The sequence below is a fragment of the Streptomyces rugosispiralis genome (assembly GCF_024505145.1).
Lineage (GTDB): Bacteria > Actinomycetota > Actinomycetes > Streptomycetales > Streptomycetaceae > Streptomyces > Streptomyces rugosispiralis.
The window spans coordinates 173,056-198,426 of the sequence record NZ_JANIAA010000002.1; the positions used below are offsets into that span (position 1 = coordinate 173,056).

The 25,371-nt window shown below is 71.7% G+C and carries 24 protein-coding genes and 1 pseudogene; 19 read left to right on the forward strand and 6 right to left on the reverse strand.

What is annotated here, in order from left to right; translation table 11 throughout:
- Positions 1 to 12 precede the first annotated feature (12 nt).
- From NP777_RS04770 to NP777_RS48005, 5 genes are all read left to right on the forward strand, one after another.
- Positions 13 to 939, forward strand: coding sequence for a class I SAM-dependent methyltransferase (locus tag NP777_RS04770; protein WP_256648764.1), 927 nt, complete (start codon positions 13 to 15; stop codon positions 937 to 939).
- 2 nt (positions 940 to 941) lie between these two features.
- Positions 942 to 2,123, forward strand: coding sequence for a hypothetical protein (locus tag NP777_RS04775; protein WP_256648765.1), 1,182 nt, complete (start codon positions 942 to 944; stop codon positions 2,121 to 2,123).
- Between the two features lie 122 nt (positions 2,124 to 2,245).
- Positions 2,246 to 4,486 (forward strand): AfsR/SARP family transcriptional regulator, encoded by a 2,241-nt coding sequence (locus tag NP777_RS04780; RefSeq protein WP_256648766.1) that lies wholly within the window; start codon positions 2,246 to 2,248, stop codon positions 4,484 to 4,486.
- A gap of 35 nt (positions 4,487 to 4,521) precedes the next feature.
- Positions 4,522 to 5,217, forward strand: coding sequence for a response regulator transcription factor (locus NP777_RS04785; protein WP_256648767.1), 696 nt, complete (start codon positions 4,522 to 4,524; stop codon positions 5,215 to 5,217).
- Positions 5,214 to 6,533 carry a sensor histidine kinase gene (locus NP777_RS48005; RefSeq protein WP_256648768.1) on the forward strand — a complete coding sequence of 440 codons (1,320 nt, stop codon included), beginning with the start codon at positions 5,214 to 5,216 and terminating at the stop codon, positions 6,531 to 6,533. The genes NP777_RS04785 and NP777_RS48005 overlap by 4 nt, the downstream gene beginning before the upstream one ends.
- A gap of 23 nt (positions 6,534 to 6,556) precedes the next feature.
- On the opposite strand, the gene NP777_RS04795 is transcribed toward NP777_RS48005, so the two are convergent.
- Genes NP777_RS04795 through NP777_RS04805 form a run of 3 tightly spaced genes read right to left on the reverse strand, consistent with a single transcriptional unit; the run spans position 6,557 to position 9,619 of the window.
- Complete coding sequence (locus tag NP777_RS04795; protein WP_256648769.1) at positions 6,557 to 7,459, reverse strand: LysR family transcriptional regulator; 903 nt, start codon at positions 7,457 to 7,459, stop codon at positions 6,557 to 6,559.
- Positions 7,419 to 9,026: an MFS transporter gene (locus NP777_RS04800; RefSeq protein ID WP_256648770.1), complete on the reverse strand. Its 1,608-nt coding sequence runs from the start codon at positions 9,024 to 9,026 to the stop codon at positions 7,419 to 7,421. The genes NP777_RS04795 and NP777_RS04800 overlap by 41 nt, the downstream gene beginning before the upstream one ends.
- Positions 9,023 to 9,619: a flavodoxin family protein gene (locus NP777_RS04805; RefSeq protein ID WP_256649085.1), complete on the reverse strand. Its 597-nt coding sequence runs from the start codon at positions 9,617 to 9,619 to the stop codon at positions 9,023 to 9,025. The genes NP777_RS04800 and NP777_RS04805 overlap by 4 nt, the downstream gene beginning before the upstream one ends.
- A gap of 210 nt (positions 9,620 to 9,829) precedes the next feature.
- Between NP777_RS04805 and NP777_RS04810 the strand changes: the two genes are divergently transcribed.
- Genes NP777_RS04810 through NP777_RS04855 form a run of 10 tightly spaced genes read left to right on the forward strand, consistent with a single transcriptional unit; the run spans position 9,830 to position 18,658 of the window.
- Positions 9,830 to 10,636, forward strand: coding sequence for a 2-amino-3,7-dideoxy-D-threo-hept-6-ulosonate synthase (locus NP777_RS04810; RefSeq protein ID WP_256648771.1), 807 nt, complete (start codon positions 9,830 to 9,832; stop codon positions 10,634 to 10,636).
- A complete protein-coding gene (locus NP777_RS04815; RefSeq protein ID WP_256648772.1) occupies positions 10,633 to 11,673 on the forward strand; it encodes a 3-dehydroquinate synthase II family protein in 1,041 nt (346 codons plus the stop codon). Before NP777_RS04810 ends, NP777_RS04815 begins: the two co-directional genes overlap by 4 nt.
- Positions 11,673 to 13,058 carry a class I adenylate-forming enzyme family protein gene (locus NP777_RS04820; RefSeq protein ID WP_256648773.1) on the forward strand — a complete coding sequence of 462 codons (1,386 nt, stop codon included), beginning with the start codon at positions 11,673 to 11,675 and terminating at the stop codon, positions 13,056 to 13,058. Before NP777_RS04815 ends, NP777_RS04820 begins: the two co-directional genes overlap by 1 nt.
- Before the next feature lie 57 nt (positions 13,059 to 13,115).
- The gene (locus tag NP777_RS04825; RefSeq protein WP_256648774.1) at positions 13,116 to 13,394 is read left to right on the forward strand and encodes a phosphopantetheine-binding protein; all 279 of its coding nucleotides are present in this window, start codon (positions 13,116 to 13,118) and stop codon (positions 13,392 to 13,394) included.
- Positions 13,391 to 13,654, forward strand: coding sequence for a phosphopantetheine-binding protein (locus NP777_RS04830; protein WP_256648775.1), 264 nt, complete (start codon positions 13,391 to 13,393; stop codon positions 13,652 to 13,654). Before NP777_RS04825 ends, NP777_RS04830 begins: the two co-directional genes overlap by 4 nt.
- On the forward strand, positions 13,644 to 14,900 hold the full coding sequence (locus tag NP777_RS04835) for a beta-ketoacyl-[acyl-carrier-protein] synthase family protein (RefSeq protein WP_256648776.1): 1,257 nt from the start codon (positions 13,644 to 13,646) through the stop codon (positions 14,898 to 14,900). Before NP777_RS04830 ends, NP777_RS04835 begins: the two co-directional genes overlap by 11 nt.
- On the forward strand, positions 14,897 to 15,499 hold the full coding sequence (locus tag NP777_RS04840; protein WP_256648777.1) for a hypothetical protein: 603 nt from the start codon (positions 14,897 to 14,899) through the stop codon (positions 15,497 to 15,499). Before NP777_RS04835 ends, NP777_RS04840 begins: the two co-directional genes overlap by 4 nt.
- Positions 15,496 to 17,217 (forward strand): class I adenylate-forming enzyme family protein, encoded by a 1,722-nt coding sequence (locus tag NP777_RS04845; protein ID WP_256648778.1) that lies wholly within the window; start codon positions 15,496 to 15,498, stop codon positions 17,215 to 17,217. The genes NP777_RS04840 and NP777_RS04845 overlap by 4 nt, the downstream gene beginning before the upstream one ends.
- On the forward strand, positions 17,214 to 17,741 hold the full coding sequence (locus tag NP777_RS04850) for a hypothetical protein (RefSeq protein WP_256648779.1): 528 nt from the start codon (positions 17,214 to 17,216) through the stop codon (positions 17,739 to 17,741). Before NP777_RS04845 ends, NP777_RS04850 begins: the two co-directional genes overlap by 4 nt.
- Complete coding sequence (locus NP777_RS04855) at positions 17,738 to 18,658, forward strand: NAD-dependent epimerase/dehydratase family protein (protein ID WP_256648780.1); 921 nt, start codon at positions 17,738 to 17,740, stop codon at positions 18,656 to 18,658. The genes NP777_RS04850 and NP777_RS04855 overlap by 4 nt, the downstream gene beginning before the upstream one ends.
- Before the next feature lie 90 nt (positions 18,659 to 18,748).
- Here the strand turns inward: NP777_RS04855 and NP777_RS47615 are convergent.
- Positions 18,749 to 18,874 (reverse strand): annotated as a pseudogene (locus NP777_RS47615) (NADPH-dependent FMN reductase); the annotation flags it as partial.
- Between the two features lie 384 nt (positions 18,875 to 19,258).
- Between NP777_RS47615 and NP777_RS04860 the strand changes: the two are divergent.
- From NP777_RS04860 to NP777_RS04875, 4 genes are read left to right on the forward strand one after another with little or no spacing between them, the layout of a single operon-like run.
- A complete protein-coding gene (locus NP777_RS04860) occupies positions 19,259 to 20,320 on the forward strand; it encodes an ABC transporter substrate-binding protein (RefSeq protein ID WP_256648781.1) in 1,062 nt (353 codons plus the stop codon).
- Complete coding sequence (locus NP777_RS04865) at positions 20,317 to 21,192, forward strand: ABC transporter permease (protein WP_256648782.1); 876 nt, start codon at positions 20,317 to 20,319, stop codon at positions 21,190 to 21,192. Before NP777_RS04860 ends, NP777_RS04865 begins: the two co-directional genes overlap by 4 nt.
- On the forward strand, positions 21,168 to 21,962 hold the full coding sequence (locus tag NP777_RS04870; RefSeq protein WP_256648783.1) for an ABC transporter ATP-binding protein: 795 nt from the start codon (positions 21,168 to 21,170) through the stop codon (positions 21,960 to 21,962). The genes NP777_RS04865 and NP777_RS04870 overlap by 25 nt, the downstream gene beginning before the upstream one ends.
- 32 nt (positions 21,963 to 21,994) lie before the next feature.
- On the forward strand, positions 21,995 to 23,239 hold the full coding sequence (locus NP777_RS04875) for a vanadium-dependent haloperoxidase (protein WP_256648784.1): 1,245 nt from the start codon (positions 21,995 to 21,997) through the stop codon (positions 23,237 to 23,239).
- A 12-nt stretch (positions 23,240 to 23,251) separates the two neighbouring features.
- On the opposite strand, the gene NP777_RS04880 is transcribed toward NP777_RS04875, so the two are convergent.
- Together NP777_RS04880 and NP777_RS04885 are read right to left on the reverse strand one after the other, a co-directional pair.
- Positions 23,252 to 24,298, reverse strand: coding sequence for an aldo/keto reductase (locus NP777_RS04880; protein WP_256648785.1), 1,047 nt, complete (start codon positions 24,296 to 24,298; stop codon positions 23,252 to 23,254).
- Positions 24,299 to 24,440: 142 nt separating this feature from the next.
- Positions 24,441 to 25,364, reverse strand: a complete 924-nt coding sequence (locus tag NP777_RS04885) for an LLM class F420-dependent oxidoreductase (RefSeq protein WP_256648786.1) — start codon at positions 25,362 to 25,364, stop codon at positions 24,441 to 24,443.
- Positions 25,365 to 25,371 lie beyond the last annotated feature (7 nt).

Below are 25,371 nucleotides of genomic sequence, written 5' to 3' on the forward strand. Positions count from 1 at the left end.
AGGAGCACCCACGTGGCACCACTAGACGCGATCGCTCGGACGTCCCTGCTGACGGCGGCGCTGCGCGCCGAGGAGACCGAGCGACCGGACCGGCTCTACCAGGACCCCTTGGCCGCCCGGCTCGTGGGCGCCCTCGGAGGCGACCTGCTCGGCCAGGTCGCCGACGCGAGCGGGCCCCGTGACACCGATCCCGGACAGGGCGATCCCGGACAGGGTGATCCCGGACAAGGTGATTCCGGGCAGGGCGATTCCGGGCAGAAGGTGCCGAGCACCGTCGACTTCAACGCGATCCGGACCCGGTACTTCGACGACTACCTGCTCACCCAGGTGAAGGACGGCGGATATCCCCAGGTGGTCATGGTGGCCGCGGGCATGGACACCCGCGCCTACCGGCTGCCCTGGCCCCGGGCGATCGAGCTCTTCGAACTGGACCGTCCGGGCGTCCTGGAGGCGAAGGAGTCGGCCCTCGGCGACGAGCCGGTGCACCAGCGGGTCACCAGACGTCCGATCGGCGTCGACCTGCTCGGCCCGGACTGGATGGACGCCCTCGTCACGGCCGGTTACCGTCCGGAAGAGCCCTCCCTGTGGTTGCTCGAAGGGCTGCTGTACTACCTCACCGATGACGAGACCCGGCAGCTTCTCTCCCGTGTCGCGGACCTGACCGCCCCCGGCAGCCGGATAGCCGCGGACATGGTCGGCGCCACCACCCTGACCGCCCCCGCCGTCGCGCCGCTGCTCCAGGTCTTCGAACGCCTGGGCTGTCCCTGGCTGTCCGGGCACGACGAGCCGGAGGCGCTCTTCGCCGAGTACGGCATCGAGGCGGAGGCGGTGCAGCCGGGCGAGGAATCCGCGCACTACGGACGGTGGCCCGACCCCGTCCACCCGCGCCATGTCCCGGATGTCGAGCGGGTGTTCCTCGTCCACGGCGTACGGAAGTGAGCATGGCCACGCCCCAACGACCCGCTGCCGGGCCGCGCGACGGCAGCGGCCCGGTGGCGGTGGACGGTTCCCCGCGCCGCCCCAGGGTGCTGATCGCCCCGGTCACGGTGACCCCCACCAAGGCGCTGGGCCTCAGCCACCTCAAGGGCCTGCTCTGGGTGGACGTCATGTACCGCGCCACCCGATCGCTGGCCGACGCCGACTACCTCTACAACCACACGGCCTTCCACATCACCCGCCAGACCGCGGGCTTCTGGGAGTACCTGGACCGCGCCTGCCCGGACATCGACCCGTCCCGGTGCACGGAGGACGATGTCGGCCGTCTCTACACCGGCTTCCAGGCGCAGCCGTCGCCGCCACCGGAAGAGGCGCTCCAGCCGTATGTCCGCGCGGTCGAGCAGACCGGCTGGACGCATCCGGTGAGCCGGCGTGTGCTGGAGATCTGGCGCGGCCACTACGACTGGCTGGGGCTGTACGACCCGGGCATCACCCGGACCGTGCCGCCCAGGATGGGGCTCGAGGAGGTGGTCGAGTATCTCGCCAAGCGCGGTCTGTGCCTGGACGCCCGCCGCGACGGAGGCCCCGTCTATCTCGATGCCACCGCCCAGGGCCTGCCCCTGCGCGCCATCACCTCGGCCACCGGGCACCCCAACTACCTGGGCTGCGCGCTGCGTGACCTGGTGCCGATGCTCGAGCAGTACGATGAGATCGTTCTCGTTCACGACCTCGAGCTGACCGAGGACTACATCCTTCTGCAGAAGATCTTCGGCGCGCTCGGCGCCGACACCCATCGCATCGGTCTCAGCAGAGTGCCGCTCGACGGCATCGTGCGCTCCAGCCGTCATGGAGTCGACCACCGGCACACGGTCGCCGGGCTCGCGGACGAGCTGGGCACCTACGGATCCACCGACGCCGTCCGCCTCGGCATGCGCCTGTACTTCATCGCGGCGCTCGGCAAGGGCAGCGGCCAGTCCTTCCGCATGGACCTGCTGCGCGAATTCATCGACCGCGCCGGGAAACTGCTCGCCAGGGACGACGCTCCCGACGCGCCGGACGTGGCGGCGTTTCTGCGGCGGAACACCGGCGGCCGGGCCTTCGTCGACGCCTATCGCCTCACCTCCGCGCTCCTCGGAAGACATCGTCGAGTTCCCCTGAAGGCCCTCACCTCCTCTCTCCACGGCTGAAATCCCTGACCCGGAACACTAGGTTTTCTGCCGGTGTTTTGGTTTGAGTCATGGTTTAGCCTCATTAAAGCCGCGCTGCGGAGAGCGTGGTGAGGTCTACTCGACGTCCGAATGAGGTAGTTGTGGACTTCGCGCTTCTCGGTCCTCTCGTCATCAACGTCGATGGCTGTCAGTTGACCGTTCCGGCGGCGCGGCAGCGCGTTCTCCTTGCCGCGCTGCTGCTCAACGCCAACCGTGTGGTGTCCGCCGACCGCCTCTCGCACTTTCTGTGGGACGGATCTCCGCCGTCCAGCGCCTCGGCCACCCTGCGTACCTATGTGATGCGGCTGAGACAGGTGCTGGGGCACCAGGCGAACCGGCGGATCGTGACCCGTTCCCCGGGATATCTCATCGAACTGGACGAGTACGAAAGCGATCTCGGCCGGTTCGCCGCGCACCGCCGGGCCGGCGAATCCGCCATCGCCTCCGGTGACCTGTCCACCGGTGCCGAGGAACTGAACCGGGCTCTGTCGCTGTGGCGGGACGAACCACTGCTGGACATCCCCTCGTCCACCCTGTGCGATGTCGAGGTGCGCCACCTTCAGGAGCTGCGCAGACAGACCGTCGCCAAGCGGATCGACGTCGAGCTGGAACTCGGCCGGCACCACGGCATGCTTCCCGAACTGTGGCGGCTGGTCCTGCAGAACCCGCTGGACGAACCGATGGCGGCCCGCCTGATGCTGGCCCTGTCCCGCTCGGGGCAGCCGGCCGAGGCGCTCCAGGTCTTCCAGCGCAGCCGTGCCCTGCTGATCGACCAGTTGGGCACCGAACCCGGGCCCGAGCTGAGGCGCATGCAGCAGCGGGTGCTGAGGGACGACGAGCCGCGGCCCTCCACCGGGCACGGGCAGGGCGTGAGCGCCGCCCGGCCCGCCCGGAACCCGCCGCGGCCGGCGCAGCTTCCGGCCGCCCCCACGGCCTTCGCCGGACGGGCCGATGAGGCCGCGGCGCTCCGTTCCCTGATGTGCTCCCCGGCGTCGGACCCCGGCAGCGCCGTGATCGTGGCCCTCACCGGTGGGCCCGGCGTCGGCAAGAGCGCCCTGGCCCTGCACCTGGCCCATGGGGTGCGCGGCACCTTCGAGGACGGCCAGCTCTTCGCCGAACTGCGGGACGCGGACGGGCGGCCGGCCTCTCCCGCCGACGTACTGGGCCGGTTCCTGGCGGATCTGGGGCTGCGCCGATCGGCCGTTCCGCACGGCCTGGCCGAACGGGTGTCCCTGTACCGGTCGCTGATCGCCGACCGCAGGATGCTCGTCGTCCTCGACGATGCCCATGACGCCGCCCAGGTCCGCAGCCTGATCCCGGGAAGCGGCGGCAGCCGGCTGATCGTCACCAGCCGCGACCACCTCGCGGATCTGGAGGGGGCGTACACCTTCACGGTGAGCCCGCTCCCCGAGGACGCGTCACTGGAGTTGCTGGGCGGTGTCGTCGGTCATCAGCGCGTGCGGGAGGAGCCGTACGCGGCCCGGCGCATAGCCTCCGTCTGCGCCGGGCTGCCGCTGGCGCTCCGCATAGCGGGCGTGCGCTGTCTGGCCCGGGAGCAGTGGTCGCTCGACGACATGGCCGAACGGCTCACCTCATCCGGCCGATTACTCGACGAGTTACGTGTCGGCGATCTCACCGTGGGCACCGGGCTGCGCTCCCAGTACGCCGCGCTGCGCGCCCACTCCGCCCACTCCGCCCACCTCGGCCCTCCGGCGGGCCCGGCCCCCGACGCCGCCTTCCGCGCCCTGGGCATCCTGGACGCCGCCGATGTCACCCCCGATCCGGTGGCCGTCATGCTGAACTGCCGGGTCCACCAAGCCCAGGACACCCTGGAGCGGCTGGTCGACGCCCGGCTGCTGACCTCCCCGAGGCCCGGCCGGTACCACCTCAACGACCTGGTGCGGGCGCTGGCCCGGGAGGCGGCCGAGGCCGAGGCGACACCGGTCGGCTGCGCCGTTCTCGGCGAGCTGCTGACCTGGTACGGCCGGGCCTGCGAGCGGATCGGCCCCGATTCGCGGCACGGCACCCGGCTGCCGCTGTCGCGCACCGGCTGTCCGCTCCCCGCCCTCGACGGCGCCGAGTCCGCCGCGCGCTGGCTGGCCAGGCAGCGGGACTCCATCGTGGGCGCGGTGCTCGCGGGACGGCGCCGCGGGGCGGGTCACACCGCCGACCAGCTCGTCGCGGCCCTCGTCGATCTGAGGTCCGCCGAGGGCCTCGTCCCTGGTCTGGAAGCCGTTCTCGACAGCGTCCTGAGCCGCGTCGGCGCCCGGACCGGAACCACTACGTGTATATTCCCCGAAAGCCATTTCTGGCGCCTTCACGACCCTGTTTCGCACCCCTGACGTCGTACCGACGCCGATTGGGTCAAGATGAGCGAATGATCTACCCAGCCGATATAGACCGGTCGACTGCGGATCAGACACGGCTCTTACTGGTCGAGGACGACCGGGAAACCGCAGACATGCTGGCCGAATTGTTCAACTCAGAGGGTTACGACGTCGATGTCGCATTCGACGGCCAACGGGGGCTTCATCTCGCTCTGGGACGACGACATCAGGTGATGGTCATCGACCGGATGCTTCCGGGGATCGAGGGCCTGGACCTGGTGAGACGATTACGACGGGTCGGTGTCACCACCCGAGTGCTGGTGCTGACCGCGCTGGGCGCACTCGACGAGCGTGTCACCGGCCTCGACTCCGGCGCGGACGACTATCTGGTCAAGCCCTTCGAAGTGGACGAACTGCTGGCGAGGGTACGGGCGCTGCACCGGCGCGACCTCGTCGACGCGGAAGTCCTTCCGCTCGGCGACGGACAGCTGGACCTCCGGAGCCGGGAGGTGCTCCTGGCCGACGGCACGGGCGTCGAACTCTCCTTGCGGGAATTCGGACTGCTCCACGCGCTCGCCGAAGGCCCCAGGATCGTGCACGAGCGCGCACACCTCCGCGAGCGCGTCTTCCCCGACACCTCGGCGGAGTCCATCGTCGACACCTATGTCTACTACCTGCGGCGGAAACTGGGCCGCGATGTCGTCCGCACCGTGCGGGGGCGCGGCTACCAGCTGGGGGCGCTGTGAAGCCGAGGCCGATCCGTCCCCCGCGCCGCGCGCCGCGCCGCCCCGAACAGCGCAGGCTCGCCGCCGCCCAGTGGACGATCACCTGGCGGATCTCGCTGGTGATGTCGGTGATCATGCTCATCGTCGGGGGCATCGTCTACACCGTCGTGCTGTTCGCCCAGCGCGCCGACGCGGAGCGCGAGACCCAGTGGGGCATCGACCACAACACCGTCGACAGCCCGCCGGTCTGTGTGTGGATGACCGTGGAGCGGGACGGAGTGGTCAGCAGCACCCCCGGCACCCCCGCCGGGCTGCCCGTGAGATCCAGCCTGGCCGCTGTCCGCGCGGGCGCCCCGCCGGTGCTGGAGCGGGTGGAGCGCGGCGGTGAGCAGTACACGGTGCGCACCGACCGGCGTGGTGCGGAACTCGTCCAGGCGGCGTACGGGGAACGGTTCCAGCGCGCCGACCGCAACCATCTGCTGCTTGCCTTCGCGGCGGCCGAGGCGGTCGGTCTGCTGCTCGTCGCGGCCGCCAGCGGCATGCTCGCGCGACGGTCGATGGAGCCGCTCTCCGAGGCACTGGACCGGCAGCGGCGGTTCGTCGCGGACGCCAGCCATGAACTGCGCACCCCGCTGACCCAACTGCACACCCGCGCCCAGTTGCTGGCCCGGCGCTCCGATTCGGAGACCCCCCAGCAACTGGCCACCGACCTCCAGCGCCTGGTGACCGGCACCCGGCAGCTCGGTGATGTCATCGACGACCTGCTGTTGTCCGCGCGGCTGTCCCAGTCGCCGGGATCCCGCGATCCGGTCGACCTGACCGCGCTCGCCGAGGAGGCGGTGTCCGCGGAGGACGCCCGCGCCCAGGAGATGGGGCTGGCCGTGCGTCTGCGGCCGGGGCCGGGGCGGCATGTGGTGGTGGGCACCGCGCCCGCCCTGCGCCGGGTGATCGCCGCGCTGGTCGACAACGCGATGGGGCACACCCCGCCCGGCGGGGAGGTGACCGTGTCCGTGGACGCCCCGGTTCCCGGCATCGTGTCGCTGTCCGTACGCGACACCGGTGTGGGGTTCGCACCGGAGGAGGCCGCGCGCCTCTTCGAGCGGTTCGCCAGGGGTTCGGCCGGCCGCGGCAGACGGTTCGGGCTCGGGCTGGCGCTGGCCCGCGAGGTGGTCGAAAGCCATGGGGGGCGGATCACCGCCGAGGGGCGGCCGGGGCACGGTGCGCTGTTCACCGTGGAGCTGCCGGCGGCTCGGACGGGGGAGTCGGTGCCGCGGGAGCGGACGATCGCGTCGTGTCTCTCCGTCGGAGGCAGACGGCCGGATGTGCCCCGGGACTGAGCCGGCCGGGTCCGCGGCCGGGCTCACGAGGCGTACGGCCGGCGCCAGTCGAGCGCGCCGCCGTCGAGGTCCTCGGCGAGTCCGGCCAGCGGCGACTCGGCGTCCCACACCAGCCGGGTACGGCGCCACAGCCGGCCGTTCGCCAGCCGTTTCAACGAGACCCCCGGGCAGTGGTCGCCCGGTGCGAAGAAGGCCCCGATCGCGTTCCCGGCACTCACGATGGCCGCCGCGGTCGTCTGGTCGGCGCCGAAGTACCGGAACCGGGGGGTGAACCCCGCGCGCTCGCAGGCGATCCGCAGACTCAGGCCGAGACCGTCGGACCGGTCGCCGGGCGCGACCCAGGTGTCCTCGGCCAACTCCTCGAGGGTGATCAGCTGCCGGTGGGCCAGCCGATGGCCGGGGGCCAGACCGATCAGCACCGGTTCGGTGTCGAGGTCGCGGACGGCGAACTCGCGGACCGCGGGCGGCACGACGTCCGGGAACTCGCTGATCACCGCGAGCGCGATCTTCTCGGTGCGCAGCAGCTCCAGCACGGCCTGGGACGAGGGCTCCAGATAGGTCAGCTGCTCATGGTGCGGCAGCCGCTCCCGGACGAGCGCGGCGATCAGGGGCACCCAGGGGTTGTCCACTCCGCCCAGCCCGACGGCCCGCGGCGGTTCGGCCGGCTGGGCCAGGGTCCGCGCCGTGGAGAGCAGATCGCCGAACTCGTCGAGCAACTGTCTGGCCCTCCCCAGCACATGGACGCCGAGTTCGGTCGGCACCACACCGTTCGGACGGCGCCGGAACAGCGGCCCGCCGAATTCCTGCTCAATGCGTCTGAGCTGTGTGGACAGGCCGGATTGGGCGATCTTCAAAGTAGCGGCCGCATGGCTGATACTGCCCGATTCAGCCACGGTGAGCACGATTCGAAGATGGCGCAGCCCCATATCCACTTCCTGCCTCCGTCGTTGAAGGTCGCGGCCGGAAATACCCGATGACGAGGACGGCACCGGCCAGGGACAGCAGCGCCGTCCACGCGGCGGTGACGTACATGGCGTGCAGATAGGCCCGGTCCGCGGCGGCGAGTAGCTCGGGCCGGTTCAGCGATCTCGCCACCGCCCGGGTGGCCTCCGCGGAGTCCAGGGCCTTCTCCCGTGGCCCGGGAGGCAGCCCGGTGAGCGCGGGCCGGACGGCCCCGCGATAGGAGGTGGCGAGGACCGAGCCGAGCACCGCGACCCCGAGCGTGCTGCCCACCGGCCGGGCCGCGGCGTTGATCGCCGCCCCGGCACCGGTGTACCGCGGTGGCAGGGCGGCCATCATCTCCGCCGTCATCGGGGCGACCACCAGCCCGATACCGAGGCCCTGCGCGAGCAGCGTCCCGGCGATCCAGGCGACCGGGGTGTCCGCGTCGAAGAGCAGATAGCCGCCGAAGGTGGCGCTCGACAGGAGTATCCCGGCGACCGCGCACCAGCGGACGGTCAGCAGCCGGGACAGCGCGGGGGAGACCTGGTTGCCGAGGACGATGCCGCCCGCTGCGGCCGCCATCACGGCCCCGGCGGCCAGCGTCGACAGTCCGTGCACCCCCTGCAGATAGAAGGCGCAGTAGAAGAGCTGCCCCGCCAGGCCGAGGAAGAGCAGCAGCAGGGTCACACTGCCGCCCGCGAAGCGCGCCTCGGTGAACAGGCGCACATCGAAGCCCGGCACGGCCCGGCGGCTCTGCGACACCACGAACGCCGCCAGCAGGAGGAGGCCGAGCGCCAGCGGCAGCAGCGCGGCCGGGCTCGTCCAGCCGGACGGGCGGCCGCCCCGGATGACGCCGTACACCACAAGGCCAAGACCCAGTACGGAGAGCGCCAGGCCCAGCGGGTCGAGCACCCTGCGCTCGGCGTAGCGCAGTTCGGGCACCAGCAGACCCGCGCCGACCAGGCACACCGCCACCACCGGCAGGTTGACCAGGAACACCGAGCCCCACCAGAACCGGGTCAGCAGCGCACCGCCCACCACCGGTCCGAGCGCGACGGCGGCGCCGCCCGCGGAGGCCCAGACCGCGATCGCCCGGGTCCGGTCGGCCGGCGCGGTACCGCGGGTGACGATCGCCAGCGTCGCCGGAGTGATCAGCGCCCCGCCCGCGCCCATGAAACCGCGGGTGACGATCAGCTCCGTGGCCCCGTCCGAGAACGCGGCCGGCGCGGAGGCGCCGGCCAGCAGCACCAGCCCGGCGACCAGGGTGCGGCGCGGTCCATAGCGGTCGGCGAGCGCGCCTCCGGCGAAGCTGCCCGCGGCGAAGACCAGCGAGTACGAGGCGTTGGCCCACGCCAGGTCCGCCGCGCTCGCCCCGAGCCCATGGACCGGATCGGCGAGGGTTTCCATCGCCACGTTGAGGACCGTGTTGTCCAGCAGGACCAGCGTCTGCGCCAGGACCGCCACGGCCACGGTCCACCACTGCCGGGCGGTGGTCGCCACGGCACGGCCCTCGTCCCCGGCCGCGGCCGGCGCGGCGGGCCGGTGGCTCACGACTCCAGCGCTCGTCTGCCCGCGACAACGGTCCGGGTGAGTCCCGCGACCCGGTGCCCGAGATGTTCCGCGGTGGCGAGGTCGGACTTGTGCACCGTCCCCGTCCTGTCGTCCACGGGGGACTGCGCGGCGGCGCCCTGGTAGAAGCCGAGCCGGTTCGGGTCGAACTCGCTGCCGGAGGAGGAGTTCCAGCCGGGTGGCAGCCCGAGGCTGACCCAGAGCATGCCGTGCTGTGCGGCGAAGGTGGCGAAATAGCCCAGGGTGCCGGCCTTGTCCCCGGCCATCGATCCGGAGTTGGTGAAACCCGCCGCCAGTTTGTCCTGCCAGCGGCGGGTGAGCCAGCGTCTGGCGCTCGCCTCCGCGAAGGTGTGGAAGGCCGACGAGGCCGTGCCCATATAGGTCGGGGCACCGAAGATGATCGCGTCGGCGTCGTCGAGCCGATGCCACTCCTGATCGGTGATCCGGTCGACCTGGATGGACGTCACCTCGGTGTGCGGAACCCGGCTCGCCCCGGCTCGTACGGCCTCACCCAGCCTGGCGGTGTGGCCACGTCCGCCGTGACAGGCGATCGAGATGCGTACCGGGTCGGTCAAGGCGGTCAAACCAGCCTCCAGGAAAACGCGGTTTTGGCCACCGGCGGAATAGCCGTCGGACAGCCTGTCAGAGCAATCTCAGAAATTCCTCAGAGTCGCATAACCGCAGAGTTATGGAGATTCGATATCCGCTCGCTTTTGCATGGCCGTGCCATTCTGTCTCCGCAATCCCCTGCACGGTTCGCCCCTTGGGAGAGGTGTGCCTGGCACATGACCGATATTGGTAAATCATTCCGGATGCGGAGGCTCTCGGTCACGGGGGACGGAAGATATCTTTTCGTCCCGCTCGACCACAGTGTGTCCGATGGGCCGGTGGTGTCCCAGGCCCGCTGGAACGGGCTGCTGAGGGCCCTGGTGGACGGCGGCGCGGACGCGGTCGTGGTCCACAAGGGCCGGGCCCGCGCGATCGCACCGGACATCCTGCGCCACTGCGCCCTGGTGGTTCACTTGAGCGCGGGCACCGTGCACGCGGCCGACACCGACGCCAAGGTGCTCGTCGGCGACGTCGAAGAGGCCGTACGGCTGGGCGCGGACGCGGTGAGCGTACATGTGAACCTCGGATCGGACACCGAGCACCGGCAACTCAAGGATCTCGGGACCGTCGCGGCCTCGTGCGACCTCTGGAACATGCCGCTGCTCGCGATGATCTACCCGAGGGGGCCGCGGATCGCCGATCCGCACGACCCGGCGCTGCTCGCCCATGCCGTCAACATCGCCGCGGATCTGGGCGCCGACCTCGTGAAGACCTCGATCGCCCTGCCGATGGAGCGGATGGCCGAGGTGGTGAACAGCTGTCCGCTGCCGATCCTCGCCGCGGGCGGCCCGCCCGACGGCTCGGACCTGGTCAGTCACGGGACCTCGCTGATGCTCGCGGGCTGCCGGGGCCTCGCCGTGGGCCGCCGGATCTTCTCCTCGCCCTCACCCTCCTCGCTGGTGGCCCGGCTCGCCGCCGTTGTGCACGCCGCCGACGCCGGAACGACCCCCCACCCCTCGACGATCGCGACAGGAGCCGCATGAAGTTCGCATGGATCGATCTCCGCACCGTTCCGCAGGCCCGGCTCGAGTCCGTCGTGGACGCCGCCATCCACACCCGGATGCAGGGCGTGCTCTGCGATGACGAATCCGTCCTCAAGGCGCTGCCCCCCACCGTCACCGCCGTCACCACCGCGGCGGTGACCGAGGAGAAGCAGCTGTACGACCTCGACGCCGACACCGCCGCCTGGGTCGATGTGCACGACGAACCGTCGCTGCGGCTGGCGTGCGCCGCCGCGGTCGCGCTGCCCCACACCGTGGTCCGCTTCGCCGACCCGACCAAGATCCCCCTGGAGATCGTGCTGGCCGCGGCGGACCGCGCCGCCGGAAAGCTGATCACCGTCTGTGCGGACCTGGACGAGGCCGCCACCGTGCTGGATGTGCTCGAACGCGGCTCGGACGGAGTCCTGTTGGCTCCCTCCGACGCCGGGGAGGTGTTCGCGCTGGCCCGGCTGCTGGAGGCCGGAACCTCCCCGCTGGAGCTGACCACGCTGACCGTCGACCGCATCGAGCACCACGGGCTCGGCGACCGGGTGTGCGTGGACACCTGCACCCACTTCGCCGAGGACGAGGGCATCCTGGTCGGCTCGTACTCGACCGGCTTCATCCTGTGCTGCAGCGAGACCCATCCGCTGCCGTACATGCCGACCCGTCCGTTCCGGGTCAACGCCGGCGCCCTGCACTCCTATGTGCTCGGCCCGGAGAACCGGACCAACTACCTGAGCGAGCTGGGCTCGGGCAGCACGACCCTGGCCGTCAACTCCGAGGGCCGTACCCGGCCGGTCACGGTCGGCCGGGCCAAGCTGGAGTCCCGTCCGCTGCTGACCATCACCGCGCGGTCGGCCGACGGCACCGTGGTGAGCCTGACCGTCCAGGACGACTGGCACGTACGGGTGCTCGGGCCCGGCGGCAAGGTCCACAACGTCACCGAGCTGCGGCAGGGCGACGAGCTGCTCGGCTACCTGGCCACGGACCAGCGCCATGTGGGCTTCCCCATCGGCGAGTTCTGCAAGGAACACTGATGAGCGCATCGATGCGGGAGCTCGTCGACACACTGTTCGACGCCCATCCCGATGAGCTGCCCTACCTCGTCCACGGCGACCACCCGGTGAGCCGTGGCGAGGTCCGGGCCGCCGTGGACATGGAGGCCGCGGTCTTCGCCGGACACGGCATCGGCGAGGGGCGTACGGTGATGCTCCAGATCCCGCCGAGCTGCACCCAGATAGAGGTGCTGCTCGCGCTGTGGCGGCTGGGCGCCCAGGTGATGCTGGTCGACCACCGGCTCAAACCGTCCGAAGTGGCCGCCCTGCGCTCGCTGTGCCACCCCCAGTTCCTGGTCGACGCGGGTACGGCGGGCCGCTCACCGCTCAAGTTCGAGCCCAGGTACGAGGTGGTCACCTCCCGGTACCCGGACGGCCGCCCGGCGACGACCGAGCACCGGCTGGTGCAGTTCAGCTCGGGCTCCACCGGGCTGCCCAAGGTGATCGGACGGACCGCCGCCTCCCTGTCGGCCGAGATCGAGCGGTTCACCCGGATCGAGGGGATGCCGGTCCTGGGCGAGCGGGTGCTGCTGCTGAGCTCGACCGCGCACAGTTTCGGCCTGATCGCGGGGGTGCTGCACTCCCTCGCCGCGGGCGTCTCGGCGGTCTTCGCGCCCCGGGTGTCGGCCAAGGACATCCTCGGCGCCGCCGGGCGCCACGACGTCCACGTGATCTTCGGTACCCCGTTCCACTACGAACTGCTGAGCACCGCCCGGGAACTGCCCGCCCTGCCCGCCCTGCGCGCCGCGGTCTCCGGTGGGGAGATCATGCCGCCGCGGACCGCCGCGCGGTTCGCCGAACGGTTCGGCACCGGGGTCGGCGAGTCGTACGGGACCACCGAGACGGGCGTCGTCGCGATGGAGGTGAGCGGCGCCTCGCGGCCCTCGGTCGGCCGGGCGGCGCCCGGTGTGCTCTTGAGGATCCGCGAGGGCGAGCTGGACGTCTGGCTGCCGGACGGCTCACCGTATCTGCACGCCTCCGGCGGCGACCGGTTCATGGACGGCTGGCTGCGCACCCACGACCGGGCCGAGCTCGATCCCTCCGGCGCCGTACGGCTGCTGGGCCGTGGCGACTCGCTGGTGGTCATCGGCGGCCTCAAGGTCGATCTGACCGAGGTGGAGGCCGTGTTGCGCCGGCACCCCGGGGTCAGCGGGGCCGTGGTCGTGCACGCCGGTGCCACCGAAGCCTATGTCTCGGTCGCGGCGGACGGCCCCTCGGCGGGGGAGTTGCTGCGCTGGTGCCGGGACCGGCTGGCCGACTACAAGGTGCCCAGCGTCGTCCACGTCCTGGCGGATCTGCCCCGCACCTCCAACGGCAAGCTGGTCAGGCGCCGCGACACCCTGCTCGCCCGCGCTCCCGACCGCTGACCGCCCCTTGCCGACCACCCCCCATCGACCCCCGTGGCACAGAAAGGTTGCGCACCCATGGAGACGCAGACGGCCTTGCAGAAGGAGATCCGCGAGTTCGTGCTCAGCACGATCAGCGAGGAGATGAACCATCCGCTCGAAGCGGGCGAGATCAGCGATGACAGCCCCATGGGCACCGGCGGAATCGACATCGACTCACTGGGCCTGATCGAGCTGCTCCTCCGTCTGGAGCGCCGGTTCGACGTGAAGTTCCCCGACAGCGATATCGAGCAGGCCGGCGCGATGAACCTGGGCGACCTGATCAACGATGTCGTGGAGCGGGGCGCCACGGCATGACCGCGGAATCCGAAGCCCGGCCGAGGATCACCACCGACGCCGTCCGGGAACTGCTGTCCGACCCGAAGATCTTCGCCGATCTGCCGCCCGGCCTGGACGACGACGCGGAATTCGCCCTGGACTCGCTGGGGCTGGTGTGGTTCCTGCACCAACTGGAGCTGCGCTTCGGCCTGGAGGTCGAGCCGGCCGACGCCTTCCTCGCCGAATTCACCTCGATACGCCGGATCACCGACTACCTGGTGGACGTCCATGAGCCGTGAGGTGCTGCTGACCGGATTCGGGGTGCGCACGGCCTTCGGCACCGGGGCGGACGCCGTGCGGGAGGGCGTGTTCGACGGGCGGCCCGCCTTCGCGCCGATCACCCGCTTCGACACCGGCCCGTACCGGACGGGCCGGGCCGCCACCGGTGGTCCGGCCGCCCCGCTGCGGGAGGTGCTGGCCGAAGTCGCCGGGGCGGCGGTCGCCATGGCCGGGCTGCCGACGGGTGCCGGGGCCGCCGTCCTGGTGGGGACCGCGGGCGACTTCACCGGCCTGACCCGCTTCTGGCGCACCGCGGACGCACCCGGCGCTCCCGGGTCCACCGATTCCCCCGGCTCACCCGGCTCACCCGGCTCACCCGGCGCACCCGGCTCACCCGGCTCGACCGGCTCATCTGGTTCGCCCGGAGCCCCCGCCGCGGCGGACTCCGGCGGCGCCGCGCAGACCGTGCCCGGGTGGCAGGCCGAGGCCCTCGCGGACACTCTCGGCCTGCGCGGCCCCCGGCTGGCGTTCACCAGCGCGTGCGTCGCCTCGGCCACCGCGATCACCCACGCCTGCCGGCTCATCGCCTCCGGCCGGGCCGACACCGCGGTCTGCGCCGGGGCGTATCTGGTGGAGGAGGAGAACCTGGCCAAGTTCGACTCGGGATTCGCCCTTTCCCGGGACGGGATGGTGCGTCCGTTCTGCGCCGACCGCAGCGGTCTGCTGCTCGGGGACGGAGCCGCCGCCGTGGTGCTCGAATCCGCCGAGAGCGCCCGGCGCCGGGGAGCCCGTGCGCTCGGCGCGCTGACCGGCTGGGGCGCCGCCGGCGACGCCCACCACATCGCCCGGCCCCACCCCGAAGGTGCCGGGCTGGTCATGGCCGCCGGCCAGGCCCTGCGGCGTGCGGGCGGCCCCCGGATCGACTATGTGAACGCGCATGGCACCGCCACCCGGTACAACGACCCCGCCGAGACACGCGGCCTGCGCACGCTCTTCGGCGCGGCGGCCGCCCGGACGCCGGTGAGCTCGACCAAGAGCACCACGGGACATCTGCTGGAGGCGTCCGGAGTCGTGGAACTCGTGATCACCCTGCTCGCGCTGCGGGACGGGGTGCTGCCGCCCACCGCCGGGTTCACCGAACCGGATCCGCACTGCGACCTCGACTATGTGCCCAACCGCCCGCACAAGGCCGACCTCCGGCGTGCCCTCACCCTCAACGCCGCGTTCGGCGGCGCCAACACCGCGCTGGTACTGGAGCGAGCATGATCGCCGCGATGTCCGGCCCCTCCGCGCCACCGGTCGCCGGTTTCGTGGAGTCCCCCTTCAACCCGATGGTGTACGAGGCCGTCGAGCGATGCCTGACCGCCCGGCCGGGCGACGGCTCGAGGACCGCCATGGTCCTGGCCAGCACGATGGGGGACGCCGCCACCCTCGACCTCGGCAGCCGCCTGCTCGTGGCCGGGCAGGTGCACAATCCGCTGCTGTTCATGCAGTCCACCGCCAACGCGGTCCTGGGGCAGCTCAGCCGCGAGTTCGCCATCACCGGGCCGCTGCTCTGCCTGTCCACCGTGGCGGACCCGGCCGATGAGCTGCTGGCCGCCGCGGAACTGCTGCTGGAGGACGAGGAGCTGGACCGCGTCGTGCTGATCGGGGTCGAGCTGACCGGCTCCGAGCGCACCACGGCGGCGTACCGCGAGCTCCGGACCGGCCCGCCCGCCGCGGACCTGGCCGTGGCCATCGTGCTGGACCGGGACGATCCGCTCCCGCACCCGCCGTCCGACATCCCGTCCGCCCCCTCGGGGGAGTACGGCACCCTTCGCGGCCTGGTCGAGCTGGCCGCCCGAATCCAAGGACCCACACCATGATCACCAAACAGGAACGCGCGCGGATCAGCGGGGACGCCGCCCTGGGGGCCGGGAATGTGATCCACCGGCTGAAGGCGTACGGCAGATCGCTCGACGAGCAGGTCCTGTGGACCGACGCCACCTGGCAGGCCCCGGACGGCGGCCACCCCGAGGTACTGACCCTGGGCGAGCTGCACGAGGCCGTGGAGGTCTACGCGGGCTGGTACCACGCCCAGGGCGTCGGGCCCCGCGACCCGGTGGCGATCCAGACCTGGTCCAGCACCGAGTTCGCCATCAACTTCCTCGCCCTCACCTCCCTGGGCGCGATCCCCTCGTTCGTCAACGGCAACCTCCGCCCGGAGATCGCCCGCGAGTACGTACGGCGCCAGGGCGCGGTCGGCGCCATCACCGACCGGGCCCACCACGAGGTCCTGGCCCCCGGCCGGGCCGAACTGGGCCTCGGCTTCTGCGTCACCGCGGCCGACATCCGCGCGGAGCACCGCGCACCCCTCCCCGCGACCTACCCGTACGCCCACCACGCCACCGACCCGATCATCATCTCCCACTCCTCGGGCACCACCGGTATGCCCAAGGCCGTACCGCACACCCACGAAACCCTGCTGTACGCGCAGTTGCACCGGCTGAAGCTGTCGGTCGGCTCCGCGATGGGCAGGCTGCTGGTCGCGCTGCCCGGCTCGCACAACGCCGCCATCTCGGTCATGCTGTTCGGCTTCCTGCTGCGCTCGCCCGTCCGCATGCTGTCCAGCCAGCGCGGGATCGACGTCCTGGACGCCATGGAGTCGTTCCGCCCCACCACGGTGTTCGCGTTCGCCGGAACCTACGGGGAGATGGCGGCCCAGGATCTCTCCGTACGCGATCTGTCCAGCGTGGAGGCCTGGTACAACACCGGGGACGCGGCGCACGAGACCCATATCAAGGCGCTGATCGAGCAGGGCAGCCATGAGACGGTCGGCCAGGACCTGAAGCGCCACCGGGTCTCCGGATCCGTCTTCACCGACGGGCTCGGCTCCTCCGAGACCGGCTACTCGCTCTTCCACAACGGACACCGGCCCGGCAAGTCGTCGTTCTCCCGCTGTGTCGGCAAACCGATGAGCTTCGCCGAGGCGGCGGTGCTCTCCGAGGACGGCACACCGCTGCCGCCCGGCGAGATCGGCCGCCTCGGTGTGCGCTCACCCACGCTCACCCCCGGATACTGGAACGACTCGCTGACCTTTCACCGGCTGCGGCTCGGTGGCTACTGGCTCACCGGCGATCTGTCCTATCGGGACGAGGAGGGCAACTTCTACCACCTGGACCGCGCGCCGGACGCCATCCGCACCCCCGCGGGCATCGTGTTCAGCACCCGCACCGAGGAGTTGCTGCTGCGCGAGCTGCCCGAACTCGAGGACTGCACGGTGGTGGCGGTCGCGCCCGAGGGCGTACACGCGGACTGGGACGGCGACGGGACCGCCGACGCCTACGCCCTGCTGCAGCTCCGCGCGGGCACGGCGGACGCGGACCCGGCGGACGCGGGAGCGGCGGACCGGGACGACGCCCGATGGACGGCCGACGTCAACCGGGTGCTGGCGGCCGAGGGCTTCCCGCAACTGACCGGAGCGCTCCGGATGGACGCGAGCGAGGTGGTGAAGGGCGCCACCGGCAAGGTGCTCAAGCGGGAGATGCGCGAGCGGTTCCGGGCCCGGGTGGCAGCGGGCGAGCTGGACGGGAAGGTGCGATGACCGCGCTCGACCACACGGGCCACGGCACGAGCCCCCGCCCGAGGACCATGGACGTGTACCGGCAGTGGTGGCTGCACGACGCTCGCTGGTACCAGGGCGTGGCGAAGAGGTTCGGGCACGACGTGGCGAATGAGATCAACGCCGAGGCGCTGCGCTATGTCGCCGTCCAGGTGGGCAAGCGGATCCGCCGTCAGTTCGGCGGAAAACCGGCCGCCGACCTCGAGGAACTCCGCCGCCGGTACGACGCCTGCTCCGAGTGGATGTTCCCGAACGAGTTGCGCGACGGCGGGACCGCGGTGCTCCCGGACGGCGATATCGAGCTGACCATGCGGCAGAACTTCGCCGTGACCATGGTCCGGATGGCCGGTTCGCTCGACGGCTACGAGTGCCCGTGCACCGACATCCACGCCGGGTGGTCGGAGGGGCTCGGGGTCGAACTCACCCGCAACTGCGCCACCGCGTGTCTGCGGGACGGCGATCCCGCCTGCCGTCTGCTGATGCGGGCCCAGGGAGGTGCGGCATGACGGCGCGAGTCCTTGTCGCCGGGGCCACCGGAGTGATCGGCCGGGCGCTGGTCCCGCTGCTCAGCGCCCGCGGCCACCATGTGACCGCGCTGGTACGGGAGCCGTCCGGGGCGGCCGGGCCGGGCCTGGACGGCGTCGTGGTGGCCGACGCGCTGGACGCCGAGGCGGTGCGCGCGGCGGTGCTCTCGGCCCGGCCCGAGGTGGTGGTGCATCAGCTGACCGCGCTGCGCGGGCCCACCGCGGAGGGCCTGGAACACACCGCCCGGCTGCGCACCGAAGGCACCGCGCATCTGATCGCGGCGGCCGAGGCGGCCGGAGCGCGGCGGATGGTGGCGCAGAGCATCGCGTTCGCCACGGCTCCCCACGGCGGGCCGGTGCTCACCGAGGACGCACCGCTCCATCTCGACGCACCGGATCCGGGCTGGGCGCTCACCGCCCGCGCGATCACCGAGCTGGAGCACCGGGTGCTGGGCGCCGCGAACCTCTCCGGCATCGTCCTGCGCTACGGAACCCTGTACGGGCCCGGCACCCTCTACCACCGCGGCGGTGCGATCCACGGCGCGGTGGCGCGCGGCAGGCTGCCACTGCCCGAGCCCGCCACCGGCGTCACCTCGTTCCTCCATGTCGAGGACGCCGCACGGGCCGCGGTCCGCGCCGTCGAGGCGGACACCGGCGGTGTGTTCAACGTGGCCGATGACGACCCGGCCGAGGCCGCGGTCTGGCTGCCCGAATACGCCCGACTGCTCGGCGCGCCCCCGCCCCGTACGGTGCCGGCCGCACTGGCCGAACGGCTGCTGGGCTGGCTCACCGCCCACCAGCTGACCGCCATGCGCGGCGCGTCCAACGACCGCGTCCGGCAGGCCCTCGACTGGAAGCCCTCGATACCGAGCTGGCGGACCCGGCTGGCCACCGACTGACCTGGCGCGGCCGGGCCCACCACGGGGCCCGGCCGCGCGCCGGTGGAGCAACCCCGGCCGGTGGTCAGGCGGCGACCACGTCTGCGGAGCGACCTCGATGTGCTTGTCCAGCACGAACCAGCCCGGTGTGATGCGCGCGGGACCCATGGAGGCGAGCACGGGACGCAGCCCGTAGTCGATGGCCAGCACATGCGCGGTGCTGCCGCCGGTCGCCACCCGAACTCCGCGTGCAGCAGGGCCTCGGCCGGAAGCGTGCGGACGTCCAGCGGGATCACGGTACGCGCCCTGCTGGGCTTCCACGAAATGTCCCCGGAGGCTGTGTAACGCGAACATGGCAGCAGTACGAAGTCGTCATTGCCGCTTCCTCGGAATACGAACGCGTGCTTGACCCTTTCTTGACGCGGTGGGTAGCTTCAGCGGCATGCCGACCTCTCCGCGGTTCACGCAGCGGCGCCCCGTCGATCTGATGCGCATCGCCGTCGCACTGTGTAGCTGAAATCCCGCAGCGAACACCCCGCACTCGCGACGAATTCCACCCCCCGCGACATCAGTTCACCTCCGTACGCTCCGATGCCGTACGCCTCGCACCCGGGAATGTGTATGCCCAGGCTCGCGCCGCTCATCCTGACCGCTCTGACCTGCACCTCGCTGCTGGTCGGATGCGCAGACAACACCCCTTCTCCGACTGCCGCCGACAGCAAGAACCTCGCCCACGTCAAGATTCCGGAGAAGGTGAAGGCGAATACGTCGATTACGGTCGGTGCGCCGGACACGGAGGTGGCGCTGAAGCTCTCCGGGCAGCTCGACAAGCTGCCCTTCAAGGTCAAGTGGGCCAATATCAGTGGCGGTCCGCAGTGCTCCGAGGCCTTCCGCGCGCATTCCCTGGATCTGTGCTCGGCGGCGGAGATCCCGTCGATACACGCCCACTGGACCGGTCTCGATACGAAGCTGGTGGCGACGGAATTCCGCAAGGACCCGTTGCAGCACCCCGTCTACGAACTCGGAATCGCTCCCGGCGCGGACGTCGACACCCTGGCGGACCTGCGCGGCAAGAAGATCGCCTACAGCCCGGGGCAGGCCCAGGGGGCGCTCGTGCTGCGGATCCTGGCCAAGGCGGGGCTCTCGAAGGACGATGTGCAACTGGTCGAGCTGCCCAGCACCGGGGATGTGTACCCGACCGCGCTCGGCAGCCGCCAGGTGGACGTCGCGCCCCTCGGAAGCGTCAACATCAAGCGCTATCCCGCGAAATACGGCAAGGACGGCGGGAAGACCATCCAGCACGGCCTGCGTGACGACCCCGCACATCTGTGGGCGGTGACCGACGCCGTGAGCGATCCGCAGAAAGCCGCCGCGATCAGGGAGTTCATCAGGTTCTGGGCGCGGTCGGAGGTCTGGGTCGACCGGCACCCCGAGCAGTGGATCGACGGCTACTACGTCAAGGACCAGGGCCTCACCCGCGCGGACGGTGAGTACCTGGTGAAGCAGAACGGCCACCCGGACATCCCGGCCGACTGGACGCCGGCCATCGCGCGGCAGCAGAAGACCGTCGACCTGCTGGCGAAGGAGACGGGCCACCAGAGGTTCGACGCGGGAATCCTCTTCGACCGCCGGTACGAGTCGGTCGCCGCCGACGCGATCGCGGAATCCGGGCAGCCGCGATGAGCACGGACGCCCCGGGCGAGCGGCTGACGCTCGTCGAGACGGCCAAGACGACGAAGGCGGTCCCGGCCGCGCGGAACGCCGGGCGCCGCGGTGCCCGCCGGCGCCTCGGTCCCGGCCGCCCCATCCCGTACGGCCGGGCCCTCGGTCCCCTTCTGCTGCTCGCGTTCTGGTCGGCGGGTTCGGCCACCGGCCTCATCGACGCGCGCAACCTGTCCGCCCCCTGGACGGTGGTGACCACGGCGGGTGACCTCATCGCGGACGGCAGGCTCCAGTCCAATGTGTGGACCTCCACCGTGCGGGCCCTGTCCGGCCTGGCGTACGGGACGGCCGCCGGGCTCGTGCTGGCCCTGATCGCGGGGCTCAGCAGGCTCGGCGAGGGGGTGATCGACGGCCCGGTGCAAATCAAGCGGGGCATTCCCTCGCTCGCGCTCATCCCGCTGCTGATCCTGTGGTTCGGCATCGGGGAGTCCATGAAGGTCATCACGATCGCCCTCGGTGCCTTCGTCCCGGTCTACATCCACACCCACAACGGACTGCGCACCATCGACAGCCGCTATGTGGAACTCGCCGAGACGCTGGGGCTGAGCCGTCCGCGCTTCCTGCTGCACATCGTGCTGCCGGGCGCGCTGCCCGGCTTCCTGCTCGGGATGCGATTCGCCGTGACCGCGGCGTGGCTGGCGCTGGCCGTCGTCGAACAGGTCAACGCCACCAGCGGGATCGGCTACATGATGGGGCTCGCGCGGACGTACGGGCAGACCGACGTCATCATCGTCGGCCTCGTCGTCTACGGACTTCTCGGGCTGCTCTCCGACGGCCTGGTACGGCTTGTGGAGAGGAAGGTCCTGTCATGGCGACGCACGCTGGCGGGCTGACGGTCACCGCCCCGGAGGCCGCGGTGGCCGTCCGCATCGAGGGGCTGGTGCGCGCCTTCGGCGGGCGCAAGGTGCTGGACGGACTCGATCTGAGCCTGCGCGCCGGGGAGTTCGTGGCCATGCTCGGCCACAGCGGCTCCGGCAAGAGCACCGTGCTGCGGGCGCTCGCCGGAGTCGACCACGACGCCGGTGGCGAAGGCGTACTGAGCGCACCCGCCCATGTGTCGGTCGTCTTCCAGGACGCCAGGCTGCTGCCATGGAAACGGGTGCTGGCCAATGTGGCACTGGGGCTCACGGGCCGGGACGCCGAGGAGCGGGCCCGCACCGCGCTGGCCGAGGTGGGTCTGGCCGGGCGGGAGGACGCCTGGCCGGTGGAGCTGTCAGGCGGCGAACAGCAGCGGGTGTCACTCGCCCGCTCCCTGGTGCGTGAGCCCGAACTGCTGCTCGCGGACGAGCCGTTCGGCGCGCTCGACGCGCTCACCAGGACCCGTATGCACGCACTGCTGGCCCGCTTGTACGAGCGGCACCGCCCCGCCGTGCTGCTGGTCACGCACGACGTGGACGAGGCGATCGCGCTCGCCGACCGGATCGTGGTCCTGGACGGGGGCCGGATCGCCGCCGACCTCACCGTGGAGGTTCCGGCGCCGCGTCGACCCGCCGGTGCCGAGTACGCCGCGCTGCGCGAGCGACTGCTCGCCCGGCTGGGCGTGGACGCGCGCACCGAGCGGGAGGACGGCCTTCCCGAGAGCCGCCAGATGTCCCACGACTGACCCAAGTCCCCATACTTTTGCAGGAGTTGCTGGTGAGCCCGATAGCCACTCGACCGTTCATGCTCGCCCTCGGCGCCACGTCGCTGCTGGCCGCCTCGGCCGTGGGCCCGACCGCCGTCGCGGCGCCCGCCGAGCCCCGTCCATCGGTGGCGCTCGACTGGTACGACACCACGGCCCAGACGATCGCGGCGGCCGGAGCGCCGACCCAGGTGACCAACAGCCGCACCTGGGCGGTGAGCTGGCTGGCCGGCGCACGAGCCACCCGGGAGGTGCCCACGGGCGTCGATCGGGGCGGCTACCAGGACGCGGCGCTGGCCTCCGCCGTGCACAGCTCCCTGGTCGCCCTCGTGCCCACGCGCACCGAGCAGTTGGACGCCGCGTTCCGCCGCACCCTCGACGGGATCCCGGACGGCCCGGCCGAGGACCGGGGCGTGGCGGCGGGTGAGCGGGAGGCCCGGTCCGTCCTCGCGTCCCGGGAGGGCGACGGCCTGGACCCGGCGTCGGTCGACGCCCCGTTCACCGTGCCCCCGGCCGCCCCCGGCGTCTGGCAGCCGACGCCGCCCGCGTACGCCCCCGCCGCGCAGTACGGCAACCGCGTCGCGAAGCCGTTCGCGCTGACAACCCCCGGCCAGTTCCGGCTCGGCCCGCCGCCCGCGCTGGGCTCCCGGCGGTACCGGTCGGACCTGGCCGAAGTGCGTGCCTACGGCGCGGCGGACAGCACCCGGCGCACCGCCCACCAGACCCAGACGGCGACCTTCTGGTACGGCTCCTCGCTGACCCTCTACACCGAGCCGCTGCGGGTCGCGCTGTCCCGCTCCGCCGGGTCGGTGGCGGAGCGGGCGAAGCTGGTGGCGCTGTTCCACATCGCCTCGGTGGACACGCAGATCGCGACCTCCGACTCCAAGTACGCTTATCTGCGCTGGCGCCCGGTCACCGCCATCCGCACCGGCGCCATCGACCCCGACCCCGGATGGACGCCGCTGCACAACACCCCGGCGCACCCGGACTATCCCAGCGGCCACAACACCTACGCGGGCGCCGCGGAGGGGATACTGTCCGCGCTCACCGGTTCGCGCACCGCACCGTTCGAGCTGACCAGCCCCACCGCGCCGGGGGTCACCCGTACGTACACGGACTGGCACCGGCTGACGGCCGAGAACGTCGACGCGCGGATCCTCTCGGGCATCCACACCCGCTCCGCGGACGAGGCCGGAGTCACCCTCGGCAAGAGGGTGGCCGGGTACGTCCTGCGCGCCTCCGGCCACCTCCTGCGCTGAGCCCCTGGGGCCTCAGCCGCGCGCGGCCGGGCGGCGGCGGGTGGCCGGGTCGGTGAGCGACGGGGGCTGGTAGCCCTCGTCAGCCGGGCTGATCGTGGTGCCGGGCGGCACGATCTCGTCGATCCGGTCGAGCACGTCCCGCGGGAGACGGACGTCGGCGGCGCCGAGCTGGCTCACCAGGTGCTCCCGGGTGCGCGGGCCGATGATCACCGTCGATACGGCCGGGTGCTCCAGCACGAACGCCAGCGACAGGTGGATCAGCGACAGACCCGCCTCGTCGGCCAGCTCGGCGAGCCGCTCCGCCGCCTCACGCTTGCGCTGGTTGGCCGCCAGCTCCGGATCGTGCCGGTGCGGCTGGCGCTCCAGACGGCTGGACGCGGCATGCGTGGTGTCCCCCTTGCGGTAGTGACCGGACAGCCAGCCGCCCGCCAGCGGGCTCCACGGCAGGACACCCAGCCCGTACCGCTCGGCGATGGGCAGCACGGCCCGCTCGGCCGCCCGGGCGAGGATGGAGTACGGGGGCTGCTCGGTGACGGGACGCTGACGGCGCAGGCGCTCGGCGATCCACTGGCCCTCGACGATCTGGTGCGGCTCGAAGGTGGTGGTGCCGAAGTAGCGGATCTTGCCCTGTCGTACCAGGTCGTCGAGTGCGCCGAGCGTCTCCTCGAAGTCGGTGGCGGGGTCGGGCCGGTGGACCTGGTACAGGTCGATGTGGTCGGTGCCCAGGCGGCGCAGGCTGTCCTCGACGGCCCGGTGGATCCATCGGCGCGAGTTGCCCTGGTGGTTCGGGTTGTCGCCGATCTGGCCGTGAAACTTGGTCGCGAGGAACACGTCGTCGCGGCGGCCGTCCGCGAGGGCCTTGCCGACGATCTCCTCGTTCTCGCCCTGGGAGTACACGTCGGCCGTGTCGATGACGTTGACGCCCGCGTCGAGGGCCTGGTGAATGATCTTGACGGCGTCGTCGTGGTCACGGTTGGCCCAGGCGCCGAAGTTCATCGCGCCGAGCGTCAGGGGGCTGACCTTCACGCCGGTACGGCCGAGGGTGCGGTACGTGGCCATCTCTCCGGTGTCTTCCTTCTCTCTGGGGATGTTCGGTCTCTCTCGGGATGTTCGGTTCGAGACGTTCGTTCGGGACGTTCGGTTCGGGACGTTCGGGAGGACAGGAGCGGGGCGCGGGTCAGCGGGTGAACCCTGGTGGTGTTCAGCCCGCGAGTTCCCCCAGGAACGCCCAGGTGCGGCGCCGGGCGGTCTCACCGGCGGCTTCCGTCCCCGAGAACACCACCTCCGTCGCCCCGGCATCGCGGTAGCGCCGCACCTCGGCGGCGACGGTCTTCTCATCGCCGATCACGGACACATCGACGGCACGGGTGCCGCCGGAGAGTCCGATGACCCGTGCGTAGGAGGGGATCTGCTCGTAGAACGCGAGCTGTTCGGCCACCGTCTCGCGTACCGTGTCGGGGTCGTCGGTGACCACACCGTGTACGAGCGCCACGATGCGGGGCGCGGGACGGCCGGCGGCCTCCGCCGCCGCGGTGACGGCGGGGACGATGTGCTCGGCCAGGGCCCGGGGCCCGGCGAGGTACGGCAGGATGCCGTCGGCCAGCTCCCCGCTGGCCCGCAGCGCCTGTGGGCCCATCGCGGCGACGAGCAGCGGTACGCCGGCCCCGGCACCCGGCACGCGGGCGGGGATCGGGGTGGTCGCGGTGAGCAGTTCGCCATGGAAGTCGGCGGCGCCGGTCTCGGTCAACTGCCGCAGCGCGGTGAGGAATTCACGCAGGCGGGCGATGGGGCGTGCAAAGGGGATGCCGAAGCCCGCCTCGGTCAGGAGCTTGGTGCCGAGAGCGAGTCCCAGGTGGTATCGGCCGTGCGTGGCCGCCTGAGCGGTCTGGGCCTGACTGGAGACGAGCAACGGGTGACGTCCGAAGACCGGGATCGCGGACGTGCCCACGTGCAGATCCGGCACTTCGCGCCCGACGATGGCCGCGAGCTGGGGCGAGTCGGCGCCGAATGTCTGCCCGAACCAGGCGGACCGCAGCCCGGCGGCGGAGGCTTCCCCGGCGAGGCGGACGGTGGCATCGATCTGGTTGTCCGCGTCCGCGGCGGTGAGTGCGACTCCTATAGTCATGTCTGGC